This is a genomic window from Acidovorax sp. (genome assembly GCF_027492855.1).
In the GTDB taxonomy this organism is placed as follows: Bacteria; Pseudomonadota; Gammaproteobacteria; order Burkholderiales; family Burkholderiaceae_C; genus Acidovorax.
Genome location: NZ_JAPUDY010000061.1, coordinates 16,920 through 32,015, shown reverse-complemented (window position 1 = coordinate 32,015; position 15,096 = coordinate 16,920). Strand labels below are relative to the sequence as shown.

The following is a 15,096-nucleotide window of genomic DNA, read 5'->3' as shown; positions in this document are numbered from 1 at the left end:
AAGGCTGGATTTCTCGCGAAATCCAGCCTGCAGAGCGGAGCGCGAAAGGCTCAATTCTCTTTCTTTTCTTCCTTGCGTTCCGTCAGCGTCTTGCTGACCAGCACGGGGCGGCCCTTGAGCTGGTTAAGCGCCTGCACCAGTTGGAAGTCCTTGTCGGTGCCGAACTCGGGTGCCTTGCGCTCGGACTCGGGCTTCTTGGCTTCTGCCTCCAGGCGCTTGCGGGCTTCCTCGCGGGCCTTTTCACGGGCCTCGTCCTTCACCTCTTCGCCCTGGCCGCTCCCCAGGTGTTTGTCGAGGTCTGCCTCGCGCATGCGCAGGGCGGCAAAAAGGTTGCCTTCTTCCGATTCATCGATCATCACGTCGGGCACGATGCCCTTGGCCTGGATCGACTTGCCGCTCGGCGTGTAGTAGCGCGCCGTGGTCAGCTTGATGCCTGTGTCCGGCCCCAGAGGGCGCACCGTCTGCACCGAGCCCTTGCCAAAGGTCTGGCTGCCCATCACGGTAGCGCGTTTGTGGTCCTGCAGCGCGCCCGCCACGATTTCGCTGGCGGAAGCGGAGCCTTCGTTCACCAGAATCACCAACGGCACCGACTTGAGTGCGGCAGGCAGGCGCTTGAGCGGGTCGCCGCCGCCCCGGCGTTGGTAGTAGTCGGGCGATGCCTTGTAAGTGGCCTTGCTGTCGGCCAGTTGGCCGTTGGTGGAGACCACCGTGACGTTTTCTGGCAGGAAGGCCGCCGAGATCGCCACGGCCGCGTCCAGCAGGCCGCCGGGGTCGTTGCGCAGGTCCAGCACCATGCCCTTGAGGTGGGGCTCCTGCTTGTACACCTCTTCGACCTTGCGCACGAAGTCATCCACCGTGCGCTCCTGGAACTGCGACAGGCGGATCCAGGCGTAGCCGGGCTCGACCACCTTGCCTTTGACGGACTGGGTCTTGATCTCTTCGCGCGTGATGGTGACGGGGAAGGTGCGGCTTTCGTCCTTGCGGAAGATGGTGAGCGTGACCTTGGTGTTGGGCTCGCCGCGCATGCGTTTGACGGCGTCGTTGAGCGCCAGGCCCTTGACCGCCGTTTCGTCGATCTTGGTAATCAGGTCGTTGGTCTTGAGCCCTGCACGGAAGGCAGGCGAGCCCTCGATGGGAGAAACGATCTTGATCAGGCCGTCTTCCTGGGTGATCTCGATGCCCACGCCCACAAAACGGCCCGAGGTGCCTTCACGGAATTCCTTGAAGGACTTCTTGTCGAAATACTGCGAGTGCGGGTCGAGGCTGGACACCATGCCCGAGATCGCGTCGGTGATGAGCTTCTTGTCGTCCACCGGCTCCACGTAGTCGGTCTTGACCAGGCCGAACACGGCGGACAGCTGCTGGATTTCCTCCAGCGGAAGCGGCGTCATGGCGCCGCGCGCCACGGTTTGCAGCGACACCGTGGTGAGCGCACCCGCCACCACGCCGATCGATACCCATCCTGCAATCTTGAGTTTCTGGCCCATACAACACCTTTACCGCTTCAAAACCAATATACACCTTGGAAGGGCCAAACCCGCCGCAGTTCCGCATGGATGCTCACTTTGGCGGCAATCAGCGGGGTTTTCCCCCGCCTTTACCTGCGATTTACGCTTTGCCTTGCGAAGCCACGGCTGCTGCAGCCTTCGCGGCAGCCTCGGCATCACCCAGATAGTAGTGACGGATGGGCTTGAGGTCTGCGTCGAGCTCGTATACCAGCGGAATCCCGTTGGGAATGTTCAGGCCCACGATGTCGGACTCGGAAATGTTGTCCAGGTATTTCACCAGCGCGCGGATGGAGTTGCCATGCGCAGCCACCACCACACGCTTGCCCGAGCGGATGGCGGGGGCCATGGCTTCGTTCCAGAACGGCAGCACACGCTCCACGGTGTCTTTCAGGCACTCGGTCAGGGGCACGTCGCTGGCCGCCACGTTGGCGTAGCGGCGGTCGCCGCGCTCGCTGCGGGGGTCGGCGGCTTCCAGGGCCGGGGGCGGCGTGTCATAGCTGCGGCGCCACACCAGCACCTGCTCGTCGCCGTACTGCTTGGCGGTTTCGGCCTTGTTCAGGCCTTGCAGGGCGCCGTAGTGGCGCTCGTTCAGGCGCCAGTCCTTCACCACGGGCAGCCAGGTGGAGTCCATGCCGTCGAGCGTGTGCCACAGGGTGCGGATGGCGCGCTTGAGCACGCTGGTGAAGGCCAGGTCGAACTCGTAGCCCTCGGCCTTGAGCAGTTGGCCAGCCGACATGGCCTGGGAGACGCCGGTGGGCGTGAGATCGACATCGGTCCAGCCCGTGAATCGGTTTTCAAGATTCCAGGTGGATTCGCCGTGGCGGATCAAAACGAGCTTGTACATGGTTTCCCCAGGAAAGGCAGGTCAAAAGAAAGCGGGCCAAAACCCAGCATTCTAGAATTACGCTGTTCGCCAACCCAAGGAATCTTCGTGAAATTCATTATCGACAACTGGTATCTGTTCTTCGTCGCACTGGCTTCGGGCAGCTTGTTGCTGTGGCCGGTCCTCAAGAACGCCAGTGGCGGCTCGCTGACACCCGCGCGCGCCGTGCAGCTCATCAACCGCGAAAAAGCGGTGGTCATCGACGTGTCCGAGACCGAGGAATTCGCCGCAGGCCATGTGGGCGGCGCCAAAAACGTGCCGCTCGGCCAGCTCGATGAGCGCCTGCCCACGGTGGTCAAAAACAAAGCCCTGCCGCTGGTGCTGGTATGCGCCTCGGGGGCCCGTGCCAACCGCGCGGTCGCCATGGCCAAAAAACTGGGCTACGACAACGCCCAGGCCATGGCCGGTGGCCTCAAGGCCTGGCGCGAAGCCAGCCTGCCGGTGGAAAAAGCCTGACCTGCCCCCACGTTACTGCAACAGCGTTAGGCTTATTGCCGGTTTTGTTGCCCCCGTCAGAAAGAGGAAGGAAAGATCGCCATGCAACCCGTGAAGATGTACACCACCGCCGTCTGCCCCTATTGCATCCGTGCCAAGCAGATTCTCAAATCCAAAGGCGTGGAGAAAATCGAGGAGATCCGCATCGATACCGACCCCGCTGCGCTCAAGCAGATGATGGAAATCACCGGCCGCCGCACGGTGCCGCAGATCTACATCGGCACCACCCACGTGGGCGGCCACGATGACCTGGTGGCGCTGGACGGCCGTGGCGAGCTGATGCCCCTCTTGGGCGCTGCCTAAGAACGTGTCTACGAACTCCCAGAGGCCGCGCAGTTCGTAAACACGTTCTAAGCAGAACGCTTTGCCGGGCGCTGCATAATGCAGCCCCATGTGCCCGCTGCGGGAGCTGCTCCCCGGCGGGTTTTGTTTTGCCAAAACCCTTTCGCAGAGAGACTTGTCAACCATGGCCGACCAAGAAAACCCCGTGTTCCAGATTCAGCGCGTTTACCTCAAGGACATGTCGCTGGAGCAGCCCAATTCGCCCGCCATCCTGCTCGAACAAGAGCAGCCCAGCGTGGACATCCAGCTCGGCGTGGAAGCCACCCCTGTGGCCGAAGGCATCTTCGAAGTGGCCGTGACCGCCACGGTGCAGACCAAGATCAAGGACAAGACCGTGTTCCTGGTCGAAGCCAAACAAGCCGGTATCTTTGAAATCCGCAACGTGCCCGAAGACCAGATGGGCCCCATCATGGGCATCGCCTGTCCCCAGATCGTGTACCCCTACCTGCGTGGCAACGTGGCCGACGTGATCAACCGCGCTGGTTTCCCGCCCGTGCACCTGGCCGAAATCAACTTCCAGGGCATGTACGAGCAGCAGCAAGCCCAGGCCGCTGGCGAGCCCTCGCCCATCATCACTCAGTAAGCATATACAGGCCCTTTTGCCTGACTATGTACAAGCCTCAGACGTCTCTCCCCCATCCGTTCGGGCTCAGGGCGAACGGGTCTCTCTGAGATAAGTACCTAATCAGGCTTTTTTGGCCTGTAGCGCTTGATCCATAAGCGCAAGCAGCTATGAAAATCATAGTATTGGGCGCTGGCGCCTGGGGTTCAGCGGTCGCCATGAGCGCGGCCCAGCACCCGGCCGGGCACGCGGTCACCCTGTGGGCCCGCGACGCGGCCCAGGCGCAGGGCATGCGTGTAGAGGCGCAAAACGCCCGCTACCTGCCGGGCATCGCCTTCCCCCCTTCCCTGTCCATGGCCGATGGCGACTTCGGCCCGCTGCTGCCCGGTGCCGACCTCGTCATCGTGGCCACACCCATGGCAGCGCTGCGCGGCATGCTGCAGGCATTGCGCGGCTGCACGGCACCCGTGGCCTGGCTGTGCAAGGGCTTTGAAGCGGTGCCGCCGGGTGCCAATTCAGCATCTTTTGGGCTGCTAGCGCACGAAGTACAAGCGCTAATAGCTCCTGATTTGATAGCAGGCGTATTCAGCGGCCCCAGCTTTGCGCAAGAGGTGGCGCTGGGCCAGCCCACGGCCCTGGTCGCGGCCAGCGGCCATGCCCCGGTGCGCGATGCGCTGGTGGCGGCCTTCCACAGCAAAAGCGTGCGCGTGTATGCCAACGAGGACATCGTGGGCGTGGAAGTGGGCGGCGCGGTGAAAAACGTGCTGGCCATTGCCACCGGCCTGTGCGATGGGCTCGCGCTGGGCCTCAACGCCCGCGCCGCGCTCATCACGCGCGGCCTGGCCGAGATGACACGGCTCGGGCTGGCGCTGGGTGCGCGGCCCGACACCTTCATGGGCCTGTCGGGCCTGGGCGACCTGGTGCTGACCGCCACGGGCGACCTCTCACGCAACCGGCGCGTGGGCATGCTGCTGGCCAAAGGCCACAGCCTGCAGCAGGCCGTGGAATCGTTGGGCCATGTGGCCGAAGGCGTTTACAGCGCCCGCACCGTGGCGCAGCGTGCGGCCCTGGTGGGTGTGGACATGCCCATCACCCGCGCCGTGGTGGCTCTGCTCGACGGCCAACTCACCCCCGCCGCCGCCGTGGCGCTGCTGATGGGGCGGGGCCCGGCGTCCGAGCTGATCGAGCCCTGAGCGGCCTCTTATACGTTCTGCACTCAACCCATGTAGATCCGTTCACGCTGAGCCCGTCGAAGCGCCGCGCAAGGCTTCGACGGGCTCAGCCCGAAGGGTTCTGATGGATCGAACGCGAATCCGTATCAAAAATTACAAACCCAGTTCCAGCGCCAGCAGTTCATCCACCGTCTGGCGGCGGCGGATGAGGCGGGCCTGGCCGCCATCCACCAGCACCTCGGCAATCAGCGGGCGGGTGTTGTAGTTGGAGGACATGCTGGCCCCGTAAGCCCCCGTGTCGTGGATCACCAGCAGGTCGCCCACCTGCGCGGCGGGCAGATCGCGTGGCAGCACCACACCACCGTCGCCCTGGGTGAACACGTCGCCCGATTCGCACAGCGGGCCCGCCACCACGGTGGGCTGTTCTGCCGCCGTGACGCCGTCGCGGCGCAGCACGCTCATGGCGTGGTAGCTGCCGTACATGGACGGGCGCATGAGTTCGTTGAAACCGGTATCGACCAGCACGAAGTGGTTGTTGCCCGCGTTTTTGGTGGCACGCACCTCGCCCAGCAGCACGCCCGATTCGGCCACCAGGTAGCGGCCAGGCTCGATCTCCAGGCCCAGCTTGTGGCCCACGATGGCCTCGGCCTGCTGGCGCGCGGCGTCCCACAGGCCGTGGTAGTGCTGGGTATCAACCACCGGGTCGCCGCTGCGGTAGGGGATGGACAGGCCGCCGCCCGCCGAGATGGCGTGCAGGTCATGCCCCGCAGCGTGGGCCGTGCGCACCAGGTTGACCATGGCGCCGCAGACCTCCTGCAAATGGCTGTAATCGACGCCCGAGCCGATGTGCATGTGCAGGCCCACCAGCTTCAGTCCATGCTGCTTGATGGCGGCCAGTGCCGCAGGCAGGTCGGTGTGCCAGATGCCATGTTTGCTGTGCTCGCCACCCGTGTTCGTCTTGTTGCTGTGGCCGTGGCCAAAGCCGGGGTTGATGCGCAGCCACACCGCATGGCCGGGCGAGCGCGCGCCCAACTGGTGCAGCATGTCGATGGAACCTGCGTTGACGGGCACGCCCTGCTCCACCACGCAGTCGAGCGTGGCGGCGTCGAACAGGTCGGCGGTGAAGACGATCTCGGACGGCTCGCCACCGGCTTTGTAGCCCGCCGCCAGCGCACGCAAAATCTCGCCGCGCGAGACGGCATCCACCTTCACGCCCTCTTCGCGCATGAGCTTCAGGATGTGGATGTTGGAGCAGGCCTTCTGCGCAAAGCGGATGGTCTCGAAGTTGGACACCTGCGCGATGCGCTGGCGGATGGTGGCCGCGTCATACACCCACAGCGGGGTGCCGAACTGGTCGGCCAGGGCCCAGAGCTGGGCGGCGGAAAAGGGGTTGGACATGCGGGCTCCGAAGGCAAAAAGGCTCGATAGAAGCCGGGATGATGCCTTCTTCCGAGTATTTGATCGAATACTTATATTTCCACCACCTATTCATTATGGATATGCTTTGGGCATGACCGACGCCCCCTTGGCCCACCGCATCACCCACCGCCATATCGAAGTCTTCCGCGCCGTGATGACGGCAGGCAGCGCCACCGGTGCGGCCGGCCTGCTGCACAGCTCGCAACCCACGGTGAGCCGCGAGCTGGCGCGGCTCGAATCGCTGCTGGGCTATGCGCTGTTCGAGCGCGCACAGGGCCGCCTGCGCCCCAACGCGCGGGCGCTGGCGCTATGGGACGAGGTGCGGCGCTCCTGGCAAGGCCTGGAACACGTGGTGGACCGCGCGGTGGCGCTGGGGCGGGATGCGGCCGCGCAGCTCTCGGTGCTGTGCCTGCCCGCGCTTGCGCACGCACTGCTGCCCGGCGCCACGGCCCGGCTGGCGCAGGGCCATGCACACCTGCGCCTGTCGGTCACGCCGCAGGAATCACCACTGCTGGAAGAATGGATGAGCGCCCAGCGCTTTGACCTGGGCCTGTGCGAGCAGACCACCGCCCCGCCCGGCACACACGCCGAGCCGCTGCTCACGCTCGACGAAGTGGCTGTGCTGCCCGCCAACCACCCGCTGGCACGGCGCGCCGTGCTGGGGCTGGAAGACTTTGCCGACCAGCCCTTCGTCAGCCTGTCCGCCGACGACCCCTACCGGCGCCAAATCGACACCCGCTTTGCCGAGGCTGGCATCGCCCGCGACCTGCGCGTGGAAACCCACAGCGCCGCCGCCGTCTGCGCCATGGTGGCGCATGGCCTGGGCCTGGCCATCGTGAACCCACTGACGGCCCTGGCCGAAGCCAGCGACCACCTGGTGCTGCGGCGCCTGGCTTTCTCGATTCCGTTCAGCGTGACGGCCCTGCTGCCACTGCACCGCGCGCCACTGCCTGAGGTCGAGCCCATGCTGGAGGCCTTGCGTGCCGAGACTGAGGCGATCGCCCGGCGCCTGGTGCGGGGTGCAAATTGAACAGGTTCCAAAGGTCGGCCCGTCCCACAGAAAACTATGATTTTGATAGCTGCTTGCGCTTTACCATCAATAGAAACGCCATTTATGCTCAAAGAAATAGGGGCCAAATCCGCTCCATGCAACCGCAGGCAGCACTACACGCCTGTTGAAGCCGCCAGGAGATACGCTTGGCACACAGGGGGTGACGTTGCACTACACCAGTGGGGATATCCGCTGAGAGGGTGAGCGAGGGGAACAGCCAGTGCCAAGCCCAGCTTTGTCCGGCCCGTGGATATTTGCGCTCCAGCGCATGGGGCAGATAGATAGACACCCGCCACTTCTGTGGCCCGATCACGGGTCCAAAGCGCCTTGGAGCAAGCCAACTGCTCGCGCAGCGACGCAACCAGCCATCGCGGCAGCATGACCACCCGGCCCCTGTCCAACCCTTTTCCGCTGCGCACCTCCGTGGTGACGCCTGCCGCCCAGGGGGCCAGACCAGCGCACACAAAGAAGCAAACCCAGTAGATATAGGCCTACTCGGTCTGAAGGCTATAGTGCATAGAGCGAAATGCGCTCGCGCAGTTGATCGAGTAACCGCTTGGAAGCAAGAGGCGGTGCGGCGGATTTGTCGGATTTGTTATACCTGTTTATTCATCCAGCATCTTGGCCTAACCTTATGATGTCAAATGTTTTTTTCGCAAACACGGCGCGATGTTATCCGCCGGAGACTTGGTCATATCCGGTGGTTTGCCGACTACATCAAAGTTAGGTCTCTCAATGCGCGCACTGCACATCTCAGAACTGCAGGGAAAAGTGGTCCTTGCATGGCACGGGACCGAGATGGCCCTTGGCGGGGGAGCAATGACCATGGCCGAAACTACGCCTGAGACTGGGGTGTGGGCTCAGACCCCGCTAGTCTGGGAGCATGACTCAATACCATTCCTTCAGCTTACGAACCTCGACGTGACTCTGGCTGGAGGCGAGGTGTACCGAGTGCTTTCCCAGCTTGATGACGGGCTGGGAAGGCATGGGATCTACCTAGTTCAGCTCCCGTTGGAGGCTGACGGAAGGGGTACCGAAATGTCGTCCGCATTTCGCACACGACAGCTCTCTGAATTTCCAACCGGGCGCGTTTCGGTCAACGTGGCGCCCGAGGACGGTCCGCGTGCAATCCTCGAGGTTCAACTCTCCGTTGGTGCCTCAGTGGTTCGCTTGGTTTCAGGCGAGGTTTACGAACGGGAGGCTGGCGTCTTTGAGATCTGCGGCCCAGATGAAACGCTACTGGTTCAGTTGGATGGGCAGAGACCTAACCAGTCGCTCGAGCCGACTCGCGTCGGCAGGCCGCCGCTCGCGGCTCAGCTTCAACGTTAGACCTCTATTGCACATGAGCTACGACGTATCCCTCTACGAGCCAAACTTCCTGCGTTCTGCGGTCGCATCGAGCCTTGGTGACTGGCGTGCGGCGCCTGCGTTAAACGCAAGAACGAAGGATGCAATTGTTCAGGCCGCCCAAAGCGAGGGGTTCGTCGCCACTCCACACCCTCCGGGGTTTGCTGAGTTCATGCGGTCGCAGGGCGCCGCGCCAAGCTCAGACTTTCGGCTCACCACACCTCAACTCAACCTCGCCCTGCAACTATTCGAAAACTCGGTCGTCTTGGCTGTGCAGCCATCGGAGGAGGCAAGCGCATCTGTATCCTTTGCGCGCGATTTCGGCCGGCGTCTCGCCAAAGAGCTTGGCCTCGGGTTTTTCGATCCTCAGGCGGGTGAAGTTTTACTCACCGAGGTCTAACATCTCATTGCAGCGGACGGCTTCGCCGCCCCCTGAACTCCTACAAGGGCTTCCCCATAAAAGTCAAACGGATTTCCAACCGTGATGCATCGCGCAGCGATGGATCACGGAATGTGTTCTTGACTTGATTTCATCGCCACCTTCTGCGCCAGCCCTGCGTTGCCCAATCGAGCAAAGGATGCGGACAGCGAAACTACAAACGGTCATTGATGCTGCTTGTCGCAGCGGACCCTGATGAAAGACGCGCGCGGGGGACCCATTCGTTAGCCGAGGATGGCCGCTGTTGCCAGCCGCCCTGATCTCCTTGAGTTAATCGGTCACGCCCCGCGCAGGTCCAACCTTGGCTCATCAACGTTGCTGGCTGCACGCGGTGGTGGAAATCGCAACAAACCTCTCCTGTGCCAGATGTATTTGGCGGTACTGCTCAAGTGCTCATGTCGGCAACCTGAATGCATCGCCTCGGCTGAGCACGGCCCAGCACATGCGAGCGTTCTTCGCGGCAATGGCCACAATGGCTTTCCAGTAACCGCGCCGCTGCGCCAGGCTCACGGCCCATCGGCTGAGCCGATCGCTCTTGTTCTTGGCCGCTGCCAGCACCGCTCGGGCACCGAGCACCAGCAGGCTACGCAGGTACGGATCACCTGCCTTGGTGATGCGCCCCAGACGCTGCTTGCCGCCCGAGCTGTATTGCCCGGGCACCAGGCCCAGCCAGGCGCACAGCTGTCTGCCGCACGTGAAGTCGCGCCCGTTGCCAATGATGCTCAGCAGCGCCGTGGCGGTGGTTGGCCCCACGCCGCTGAGCTGCATTAGGCGTTGCGCCTCAGTGTTCTGGCGCGCCATCAACTGGATGTGCTGGTCGTACTGAGCAATGCGTTCATCCAGATGGCTCACCTCGCTGAGCAGATCCCCGACGACGGTGTTGGCCCTGGCGGCCCTTGGGGGCATCTTCACGCGCCGCGCCCGCGGCACGGGGCACATGAAGAGCGCATGGCGAGGAGCCTCGCGCTAGAGCTCTTCAATTACTATCATTTCAATAGCTATTCGCGTTCATCCAGTCAGCGCAAAAAGCCTATTTGATACCAATTTCTAAAGCACTCAATCAGCCCGGCCCCGCCAGGCTGCTCACCTTCACGGCCAGCCGCTTCTCTACCGCTGGCGACACGAACTTGGTCACCTCGCCGCCCAACACCGCGATCTCGCGCACGAAGGTGCTGCTGATGAACTGGTATTTGTCGCTGGGCGTGAGGAACACCGTCTCCACCTGTGGCATCAGGCTGCGGTTCATGCCCGCGAGCTGGAACTCGTAATCAAAGTCGGTCACGGCGCGCAGGCCGCGCACCATGGCCTTGCCACCGCGCGACACCACAAAGTCGCGCAGCAAGCCCGAAAAACTCTCCACCTGCACTTGCGGGTAGTTCTTGACCGCCTCGCGGCACATGTCGATCCGCTCTTCCAGGCTGAACATCGTCTTCTTGTGGTGACCGGCCGCCACGGCCACGATCACCCGCTCGAACAACTGGGTGGCCCTGCGCACCACGTCTTCATGGCCCAGCGTGATGGGGTCAAAGGTTCCGGGGTAAACGGCGAGCACGTTCTGGGCCATGGCTGGTTGTCTCCTGGTATGGCGGAAGAGGCGTTGGCCCCAGGCCCTTTTAGACCATTGGGCCGCGTGCGGACATTATGCAGTGCAGTGCAACATGAGCACTTGGAGCAAAGGCTGCGCGACCGTTTGTAGCCCCAGTGCTACCACCGTCAAACACCATGGCCACAACAATTGCTGTTTGCCCAATTGCCAATAAAAATGATAGCAGCAAGCGCTTTATGAATAAGCGCAAAAGGTCAATTTGATTCAAATTACCAAGCGAGAAACAGGCCCATTGAGCACAGCGGCGTGCTCTCAAATCCACACAACCCCGGCAAAGCTACTGCGCACAGATGCCTGCCTGTCAGGGTTTTCCTGTCATCAGTTTTGAGGACATACAAAACCCGTCCCAAGTTCTAAAGTCGTCGCTGTTTTATGCGTCGCAGCACCCACTGACTTAAGAACGTGTTTGCGATCTTTGTGAAGCCGCGCACCAAGGACTCCATGACCCAAACTACCCTCTCTTTCAAGACTGGGCCTCGGCCCGGCCAATGCACCGACCAGGACACACGCCGCCGGTGGCTGGCAACGGGCATGCTCTGGCTCTTGCCCTTGGCCGGATTGCATGCCCAACCCGCCTGCGCGCCAGGAGAGACGGCGGCCAACTTCTCATTCACCGGCGCTGAGCAGAGCTTTGTCGTCCCCAGCGGCGTGAGCACCGCACGGTTTCATCTGCTGGGCGCACAAGGGGGCGACGGCATCGGCGGCGGCGGCGGCAACGGAACCGGCGGAACCGGCGGAACCGGTGGAGCCGGGGCCGCTGTGTCTGGCACCCACGCGGTGACTGTCGGAGAAACGTTGTCCATCTGGGTCGGCGGCCAAGGCTCGCAGGCCGTCAATCCCGGGGGGCTGGGCGGCCTCAACGCTTTGCCGGCTTCTTCCAGGGCTGGCAACGGTGGGGGGGCCACCGATGTTCGCCGGGGCGGCAATACCCAGGCCAACCGCATCGCCATTGCCGCAGGTGGTGGTGGCGGCGGCAACGGCGGCTGGGGAGGCACAGTCACCGTTGCGGGAGGTAACGGCGGCGCCAGCGCCAGTGCGGGCACCGCAGGAAACGATGTTGCATCCCCTTCCAACGACGGCCCCTACGGCGGCGGTGGTGGCGCTCCGGGCACGGGGGGCGCCCCAGGCGCGGGCTGTGCCACGTTCCCCGCAACCGCTGGCGCTGCCAGTGGCAATGGCGGAACCATCAATAACTTTCTCGGGAGTTTTTCAGGCGCCGGTGCTGGCGGCGGCGGTGGCGGCGGTGCCACAGTGGGCGGCGGCGGTGGTGGTAGTGGCGTCGGCTTCACAAGCTGTTCCACAAACTGGAATGGCGGTGGCGGTGGCGGCGCGGGGGGCGTGTCCGACGCGATGAGCCTGGGCAGCGCCACCATCACCCAAGGCAACAATATGGGCCACGGCAGCGTCCGCATCTGCTACATACCAGCACCAGCACCCGCGGCCATTCCGGCAGCGCAGCGCCAGTATCTGCTGGACCTGTACAACGCCACCACCGGAGCCGGATGGACGAATAGAACGGGCTGGCAGACGGCCATCCTCGGCTCCGAGTGCACCTGGTTTGGTGTGACCTGCGATGCGGGTGCCAACAACGTCACCCAGCTCAACCTGTCAGGCAACAACCTGGTCAGCTCTGCCCCCCTGCCCAACTGGGCGGCGCTGCCCAGTTTGCAAACACTGGACCTGGAGAACAACCGCCTGACAGGCTCGCCGCCCTCCATCGCCAGCCTGAGCGCGCTGCAGCGTTTCGAGATTTCCGACAACCAGTTCACGGGCAGCCTGCCCAACCCCGCGGGCCTTGCCGCCTTGACCCGCTATTCCGCCACCGACAACCAGTTCACGGGCACCATCCCGGCACTGGCGGGCCTGCCCGCGCTGCAGAGCTTCCACGTCCAAAACAATCAGTTGACGGGCCCCGTCCCTGCGCTGCCTTCCACGCTGCTGCGCATCACCGTGCAAGACAATCAACTCAGCGGCGCCGTGCCCGCACCGCCCGCCAGCCTGCTCGCCGGCCAATCCACCCTCTGCGCCAACCCCATCGCTCCATCCGTCAGCCTGGCCTGGGACACGGCCACCGGGCAGACGCCCTGGCACACGGGCTGCACCGGCGTGGCCAGCGCGACGGCCATCCCCACGCTCAACACGGTGGGGTTGCTGCTGACGGCGGCGCTGGTGGGGCTGGGCAGCGCGCTGCGCTTGCGCAAGCGGCGCTGAGAAAACTGCTGACGTGGCGCTACGCCGCCGCCAGCAGGTGCGCATGCACCGCGCCCGCCTTGAGGTGGCGGTGCACGCGCAGCGGCAGGCCGCTTTGGGCCAGTTCTTCATCCGTCCAGGCGCGGGGCGCCTCCAGGTAGATAAAACCCCCGGCCGCCACGGCCTTGGCGGCGGCTTGCAGGGCGGGTGCAAACAGGTCGCCGTCGAACGGCGGGTCGATCAGCACCAGGTCCAGGCTGGCGGGCGCGGCCTGCCGCAGGGCGGCCAGGCCGTCGCCGCGCTGCACACGCACGGCGCTGGCCTGCAGCTTGGCCTGCAAAACCTGCAATTGGGCCACCAAGGCGGCATCGCTTTCCACCAGTTGCACGGCTGCGGCACCGCGCGAGGCGGCCTCAAAACCCAGCGCGCCCGTGCCCGCAAACGCATCCAGGCAGCGCCAGCCCGCCAGGTCCTGCCCCAGCCAGTTGAACAGGGTCTCGCGCACGCGGTCGGGCGTGGGGCGCAGGCCGGGGCGTTGGGCCACGGGCAAGCGGGTGCGCCGCCATTGCCCGCCGATGATGCGGATCTCGCCCGCGCCTTTAGGGGCTACCGTGGGCTTGTCTTTAGGAGCGCCCTTCTTGGCCAACGGGGCAACTGGGGTGGCAGCGGCTGCCTGGGCCTTGCGGATTTCGGCGCTGATGGCGCTGCCGCGCAGGGTGGAGCGGCTCATGGCTGCTTGCCCCCCACCACCACGGTCACCATGCGCTCGGGCTGCAGTTTGCGGGCCATGGCGGCGCGCACGTCGGCCACGGTCAGGGCCTCGACCCGCTTCGTCCACTGGTCCAGGTAGTCGAGCGGCAGGTTGTTCCAGGCGATGTTGGCCACGTTGCCCAAAAGCTTCTTATTGCTGTCGATGCGCAGCGCAAAGCCGCCGATGAGGTTGTCCTTGGCGGCACGTAGCTCCGCCTCGGTGGGGCCTTCGGCCACGAAGCGGGCGATCACGTCGCGCGAGACTTTCACGGCCTCCGCCGCCTGGTCGGGGCGCGTTTGCAGTCCCACGGTGAAGGCGCCCGCATGCAGGCCCGACGCAAAGTAGCTGTACACGCTGTAGGAGAGGCCGCGCTGTTCACGCACCTCGTGGGTCAGGCGCGAGACAAAACCGCCGCCGCCCAGGATGTGGTTGCCCACCAGCAGTGCGACGAAGTCCGGGTCGCGGCGCTGGAAGCCTGGCTGGCCGATGAGCACATGGGCCTGGGCCGAGGCGAACGGGATGTTCTGCTCGGCGGACGCAGCCAGCGGCGCGATCTCGCCCACGGGCGGCAGCGGCGCGCAACCCGTGCTGGCGGGCAGGCGCGACAGCAGCGTGGCCACCAGGGTCTGCGCCTGGGCACGGGTGACGGCGCCCACGATGCTGACCTTGGCGCGGCAGGCGGCAATGGTCTGCTGGTGAAAGGCCTGCATGTCGGCCACGCCGATGCGCGCCAGCGTGGCCTCGGTGGTGCGCGCGCCATAGGGATGGCTGCCGTACACGGCGGTCGCGAACGCATGGTGGGCCACGGTGGCGGGGCGGGTGTCGGCCTCTTTCAGGCTGGCGCTCCAGCGGGCACGGTCGCGCTGCCAGACCGCATCGATCCAGCTGGGCTCGCCGATCTGGCGGGCCGCCAGACGGGCGGCCTTGTCGAGCAGTGGCGGGTCAGTGAGCGAGCGCAGCGAATAGTGCAGCGCGTCGTTGTCGGCCCCGGCCTCGAAGCTGGCGCCGAAGTCAGCCCAGGCTTCGCCCAGGCCGTTTTCGTCGAGCGCGGGCTCGGCACCCACGGCCTTCACGCCTTTGCTGGCCATGGCGGCCACGGCGCTGGCCAGGCCCGACTGGCCCGCCGGGTCGCGGCGGCTGCCCGCGTCAAAGTCGATCTGCACGTCCACCATGGGGATGGCAGGGCTTTCGACCAGATAGACCTTGGCGCCGCCCGGCTCCGTCCAGTGCTGGATGGGCAGGAGCGCCCAGGCTGAATTTGAATAAAAAACCACTCCAGCGCTTATTAATAAAGCGCGAGCAGCTATGTTTTTGATAGTAATCATGGAATG

Annotated in this window: 13 protein-coding genes and 1 pseudogene; 7 read left to right on the top strand and 7 right to left on the bottom strand. The window is 64.4% G+C overall.

Annotated features, from left to right (window positions below; translation table 11 throughout):
• Nucleotides 1-50 precede the first annotated feature (50 nt).
• Nucleotides 51-1,487 carry a S41 family peptidase gene (locus tag Q0105_RS11850; RefSeq protein ID WP_298211976.1) on the bottom strand — a complete coding sequence of 479 codons (1,437 nt, stop codon included), beginning with the start codon at nt 1,485-1,487 and terminating at the stop codon, nt 51-53.
• Nucleotides 1,488-1,608: 121 nt separating this feature from the next.
• On the bottom strand, nt 1,609-2,352 hold the full coding sequence (gpmA, locus tag Q0105_RS11845) for a 2,3-diphosphoglycerate-dependent phosphoglycerate mutase (RefSeq protein WP_298211974.1): 744 nt from the start codon (nt 2,350-2,352) through the stop codon (nt 1,609-1,611).
• Nucleotides 2,353-2,439: 87 nt separating this feature from the next.
• Here gpmA and Q0105_RS11840 point away from each other — a divergent pair, with 87 nt between their 5' ends.
• The 4 genes from Q0105_RS11840 (at nt 2,440) to Q0105_RS11825 (ending at nt 4,983) form a co-directional block, all read left to right on the top strand.
• Entirely contained in the window at nt 2,440-2,847 is a 408-nt protein-coding gene (locus Q0105_RS11840) for a rhodanese-like domain-containing protein (RefSeq protein WP_298211972.1), read from the top strand.
• A gap of 81 nt (nt 2,848-2,928) precedes the next feature.
• The gene (gene grxC / locus Q0105_RS11835) at nt 2,929-3,189 is read left to right on the top strand and encodes a glutaredoxin 3 (RefSeq protein ID WP_298211971.1); all 261 of its coding nucleotides are present in this window, start codon (nt 2,929-2,931) and stop codon (nt 3,187-3,189) included.
• Between the two features lie 163 nt (nt 3,190-3,352).
• Nucleotides 3,353-3,811, top strand: a complete 459-nt coding sequence (secB, locus tag Q0105_RS11830; RefSeq protein ID WP_298211969.1) for a protein-export chaperone SecB — start codon at nt 3,353-3,355, stop codon at nt 3,809-3,811.
• A 149-nt stretch (nt 3,812-3,960) separates the two neighbouring features.
• Nucleotides 3,961-4,983, top strand: coding sequence for an NAD(P)H-dependent glycerol-3-phosphate dehydrogenase (locus Q0105_RS11825; protein WP_298211967.1), 1,023 nt, complete (start codon nt 3,961-3,963; stop codon nt 4,981-4,983).
• Between the two features lie 132 nt (nt 4,984-5,115).
• Here Q0105_RS11825 and lysA read toward each other — a convergent pair whose 3' ends face one another.
• A complete protein-coding gene (gene lysA, locus Q0105_RS11820; RefSeq protein WP_298211965.1) occupies nt 5,116-6,360 on the bottom strand; it encodes a diaminopimelate decarboxylase in 1,245 nt (414 codons plus the stop codon).
• 112 nt (nt 6,361-6,472) lie between these two features.
• Between lysA and Q0105_RS11815 the strand changes: the two genes are divergently transcribed.
• The gene (locus tag Q0105_RS11815; RefSeq protein WP_298211964.1) at nt 6,473-7,411 is read left to right on the top strand and encodes a LysR family transcriptional regulator; all 939 of its coding nucleotides are present in this window, start codon (nt 6,473-6,475) and stop codon (nt 7,409-7,411) included.
• Between the two features lie 1,363 nt (nt 7,412-8,774).
• Nucleotides 8,775-9,179, top strand: coding sequence for a hypothetical protein (locus Q0105_RS11810; protein ID WP_298211962.1), 405 nt, complete (start codon nt 8,775-8,777; stop codon nt 9,177-9,179).
• Nucleotides 9,180-9,611: 432 nt separating this feature from the next.
• Here the strand turns inward: Q0105_RS11810 and Q0105_RS11805 are convergent.
• Nucleotides 9,612-10,100, bottom strand: a pseudogene (locus tag Q0105_RS11805) (IS110 family transposase); the annotation flags it as partial.
• Nucleotides 10,101-10,278: 178 nt separating this feature from the next.
• On the bottom strand, nt 10,279-10,782 hold the full coding sequence (gene coaD / locus Q0105_RS11800) for a pantetheine-phosphate adenylyltransferase (protein ID WP_298211960.1): 504 nt from the start codon (nt 10,780-10,782) through the stop codon (nt 10,279-10,281).
• A gap of 483 nt (nt 10,783-11,265) precedes the next feature.
• Here coaD and Q0105_RS11795 point away from each other — a divergent pair, with 483 nt between their 5' ends.
• Nucleotides 11,266-13,035: a leucine-rich repeat domain-containing protein gene (locus Q0105_RS11795; protein WP_298211959.1), complete on the top strand. Its 1,770-nt coding sequence runs from the start codon at nt 11,266-11,268 to the stop codon at nt 13,033-13,035.
• A gap of 19 nt (nt 13,036-13,054) precedes the next feature.
• Here the strand turns inward: Q0105_RS11795 and rsmD are convergent, their stop codons facing one another.
• Together rsmD and Q0105_RS11785 are read right to left on the bottom strand one after the other, a co-directional pair.
• Complete coding sequence (gene rsmD, locus Q0105_RS11790; RefSeq protein ID WP_298211956.1) at nt 13,055-13,744, bottom strand: 16S rRNA (guanine(966)-N(2))-methyltransferase RsmD; 690 nt, start codon at nt 13,742-13,744, stop codon at nt 13,055-13,057.
• Nucleotides 13,741-15,090, bottom strand: a complete 1,350-nt coding sequence (locus Q0105_RS11785; protein WP_298211954.1) for a pitrilysin family protein — start codon at nt 15,088-15,090, stop codon at nt 13,741-13,743. Before Q0105_RS11785 ends, rsmD begins: the two co-directional genes overlap by 4 nt.
• Between the last annotated feature and the right edge of the window lie 6 nt (nt 15,091-15,096).

Bases quoted from the DNA above. Each gene is read 5' to 3' on its own strand.
- Q0105_RS11850 (WP_298211976.1), bottom strand. From the start codon at position 1,487: ATGGGCCAGAAACTCAAGATTGCAGGATGGGTATCGATCGGCGTGGTG.
- gpmA (WP_298211974.1), bottom strand. From the start codon at position 2,352: ATGTACAAGCTCGTTTTGATCCGCCACGGCGAATCCACCTGGAATCTT.
- grxC (WP_298211971.1), top strand. From the start codon at position 2,929: ATGCAACCCGTGAAGATGTACACCACCGCCGTCTGCCCCTATTGCATC.
- secB (WP_298211969.1), top strand. From the start codon at position 3,353: ATGGCCGACCAAGAAAACCCCGTGTTCCAGATTCAGCGCGTTTACCTC.
- Q0105_RS11825 (WP_298211967.1), top strand. From the start codon at position 3,961: ATGAAAATCATAGTATTGGGCGCTGGCGCCTGGGGTTCAGCGGTCGCC.
- lysA (WP_298211965.1), bottom strand. From the start codon at position 6,360: ATGTCCAACCCCTTTTCCGCCGCCCAGCTCTGGGCCCTGGCCGACCAG.
- Q0105_RS11815 (WP_298211964.1), top strand. From the start codon at position 6,473: ATGACCGACGCCCCCTTGGCCCACCGCATCACCCACCGCCATATCGAA.
- Q0105_RS11810 (WP_298211962.1), top strand. From the start codon at position 8,775: ATGAGCTACGACGTATCCCTCTACGAGCCAAACTTCCTGCGTTCTGCG.
- coaD (WP_298211960.1), bottom strand. From the start codon at position 10,782: ATGGCCCAGAACGTGCTCGCCGTTTACCCCGGAACCTTTGACCCCATC.
- Q0105_RS11795 (WP_298211959.1), top strand. From the start codon at position 11,266: ATGACCCAAACTACCCTCTCTTTCAAGACTGGGCCTCGGCCCGGCCAA.
- rsmD (WP_298211956.1), bottom strand. From the start codon at position 13,744: ATGAGCCGCTCCACCCTGCGCGGCAGCGCCATCAGCGCCGAAATCCGC.
- Q0105_RS11785 (WP_298211954.1), bottom strand. From the start codon at position 15,090: ATGATTACTATCAAAAACATAGCTGCTCGCGCTTTATTAATAAGCGCT.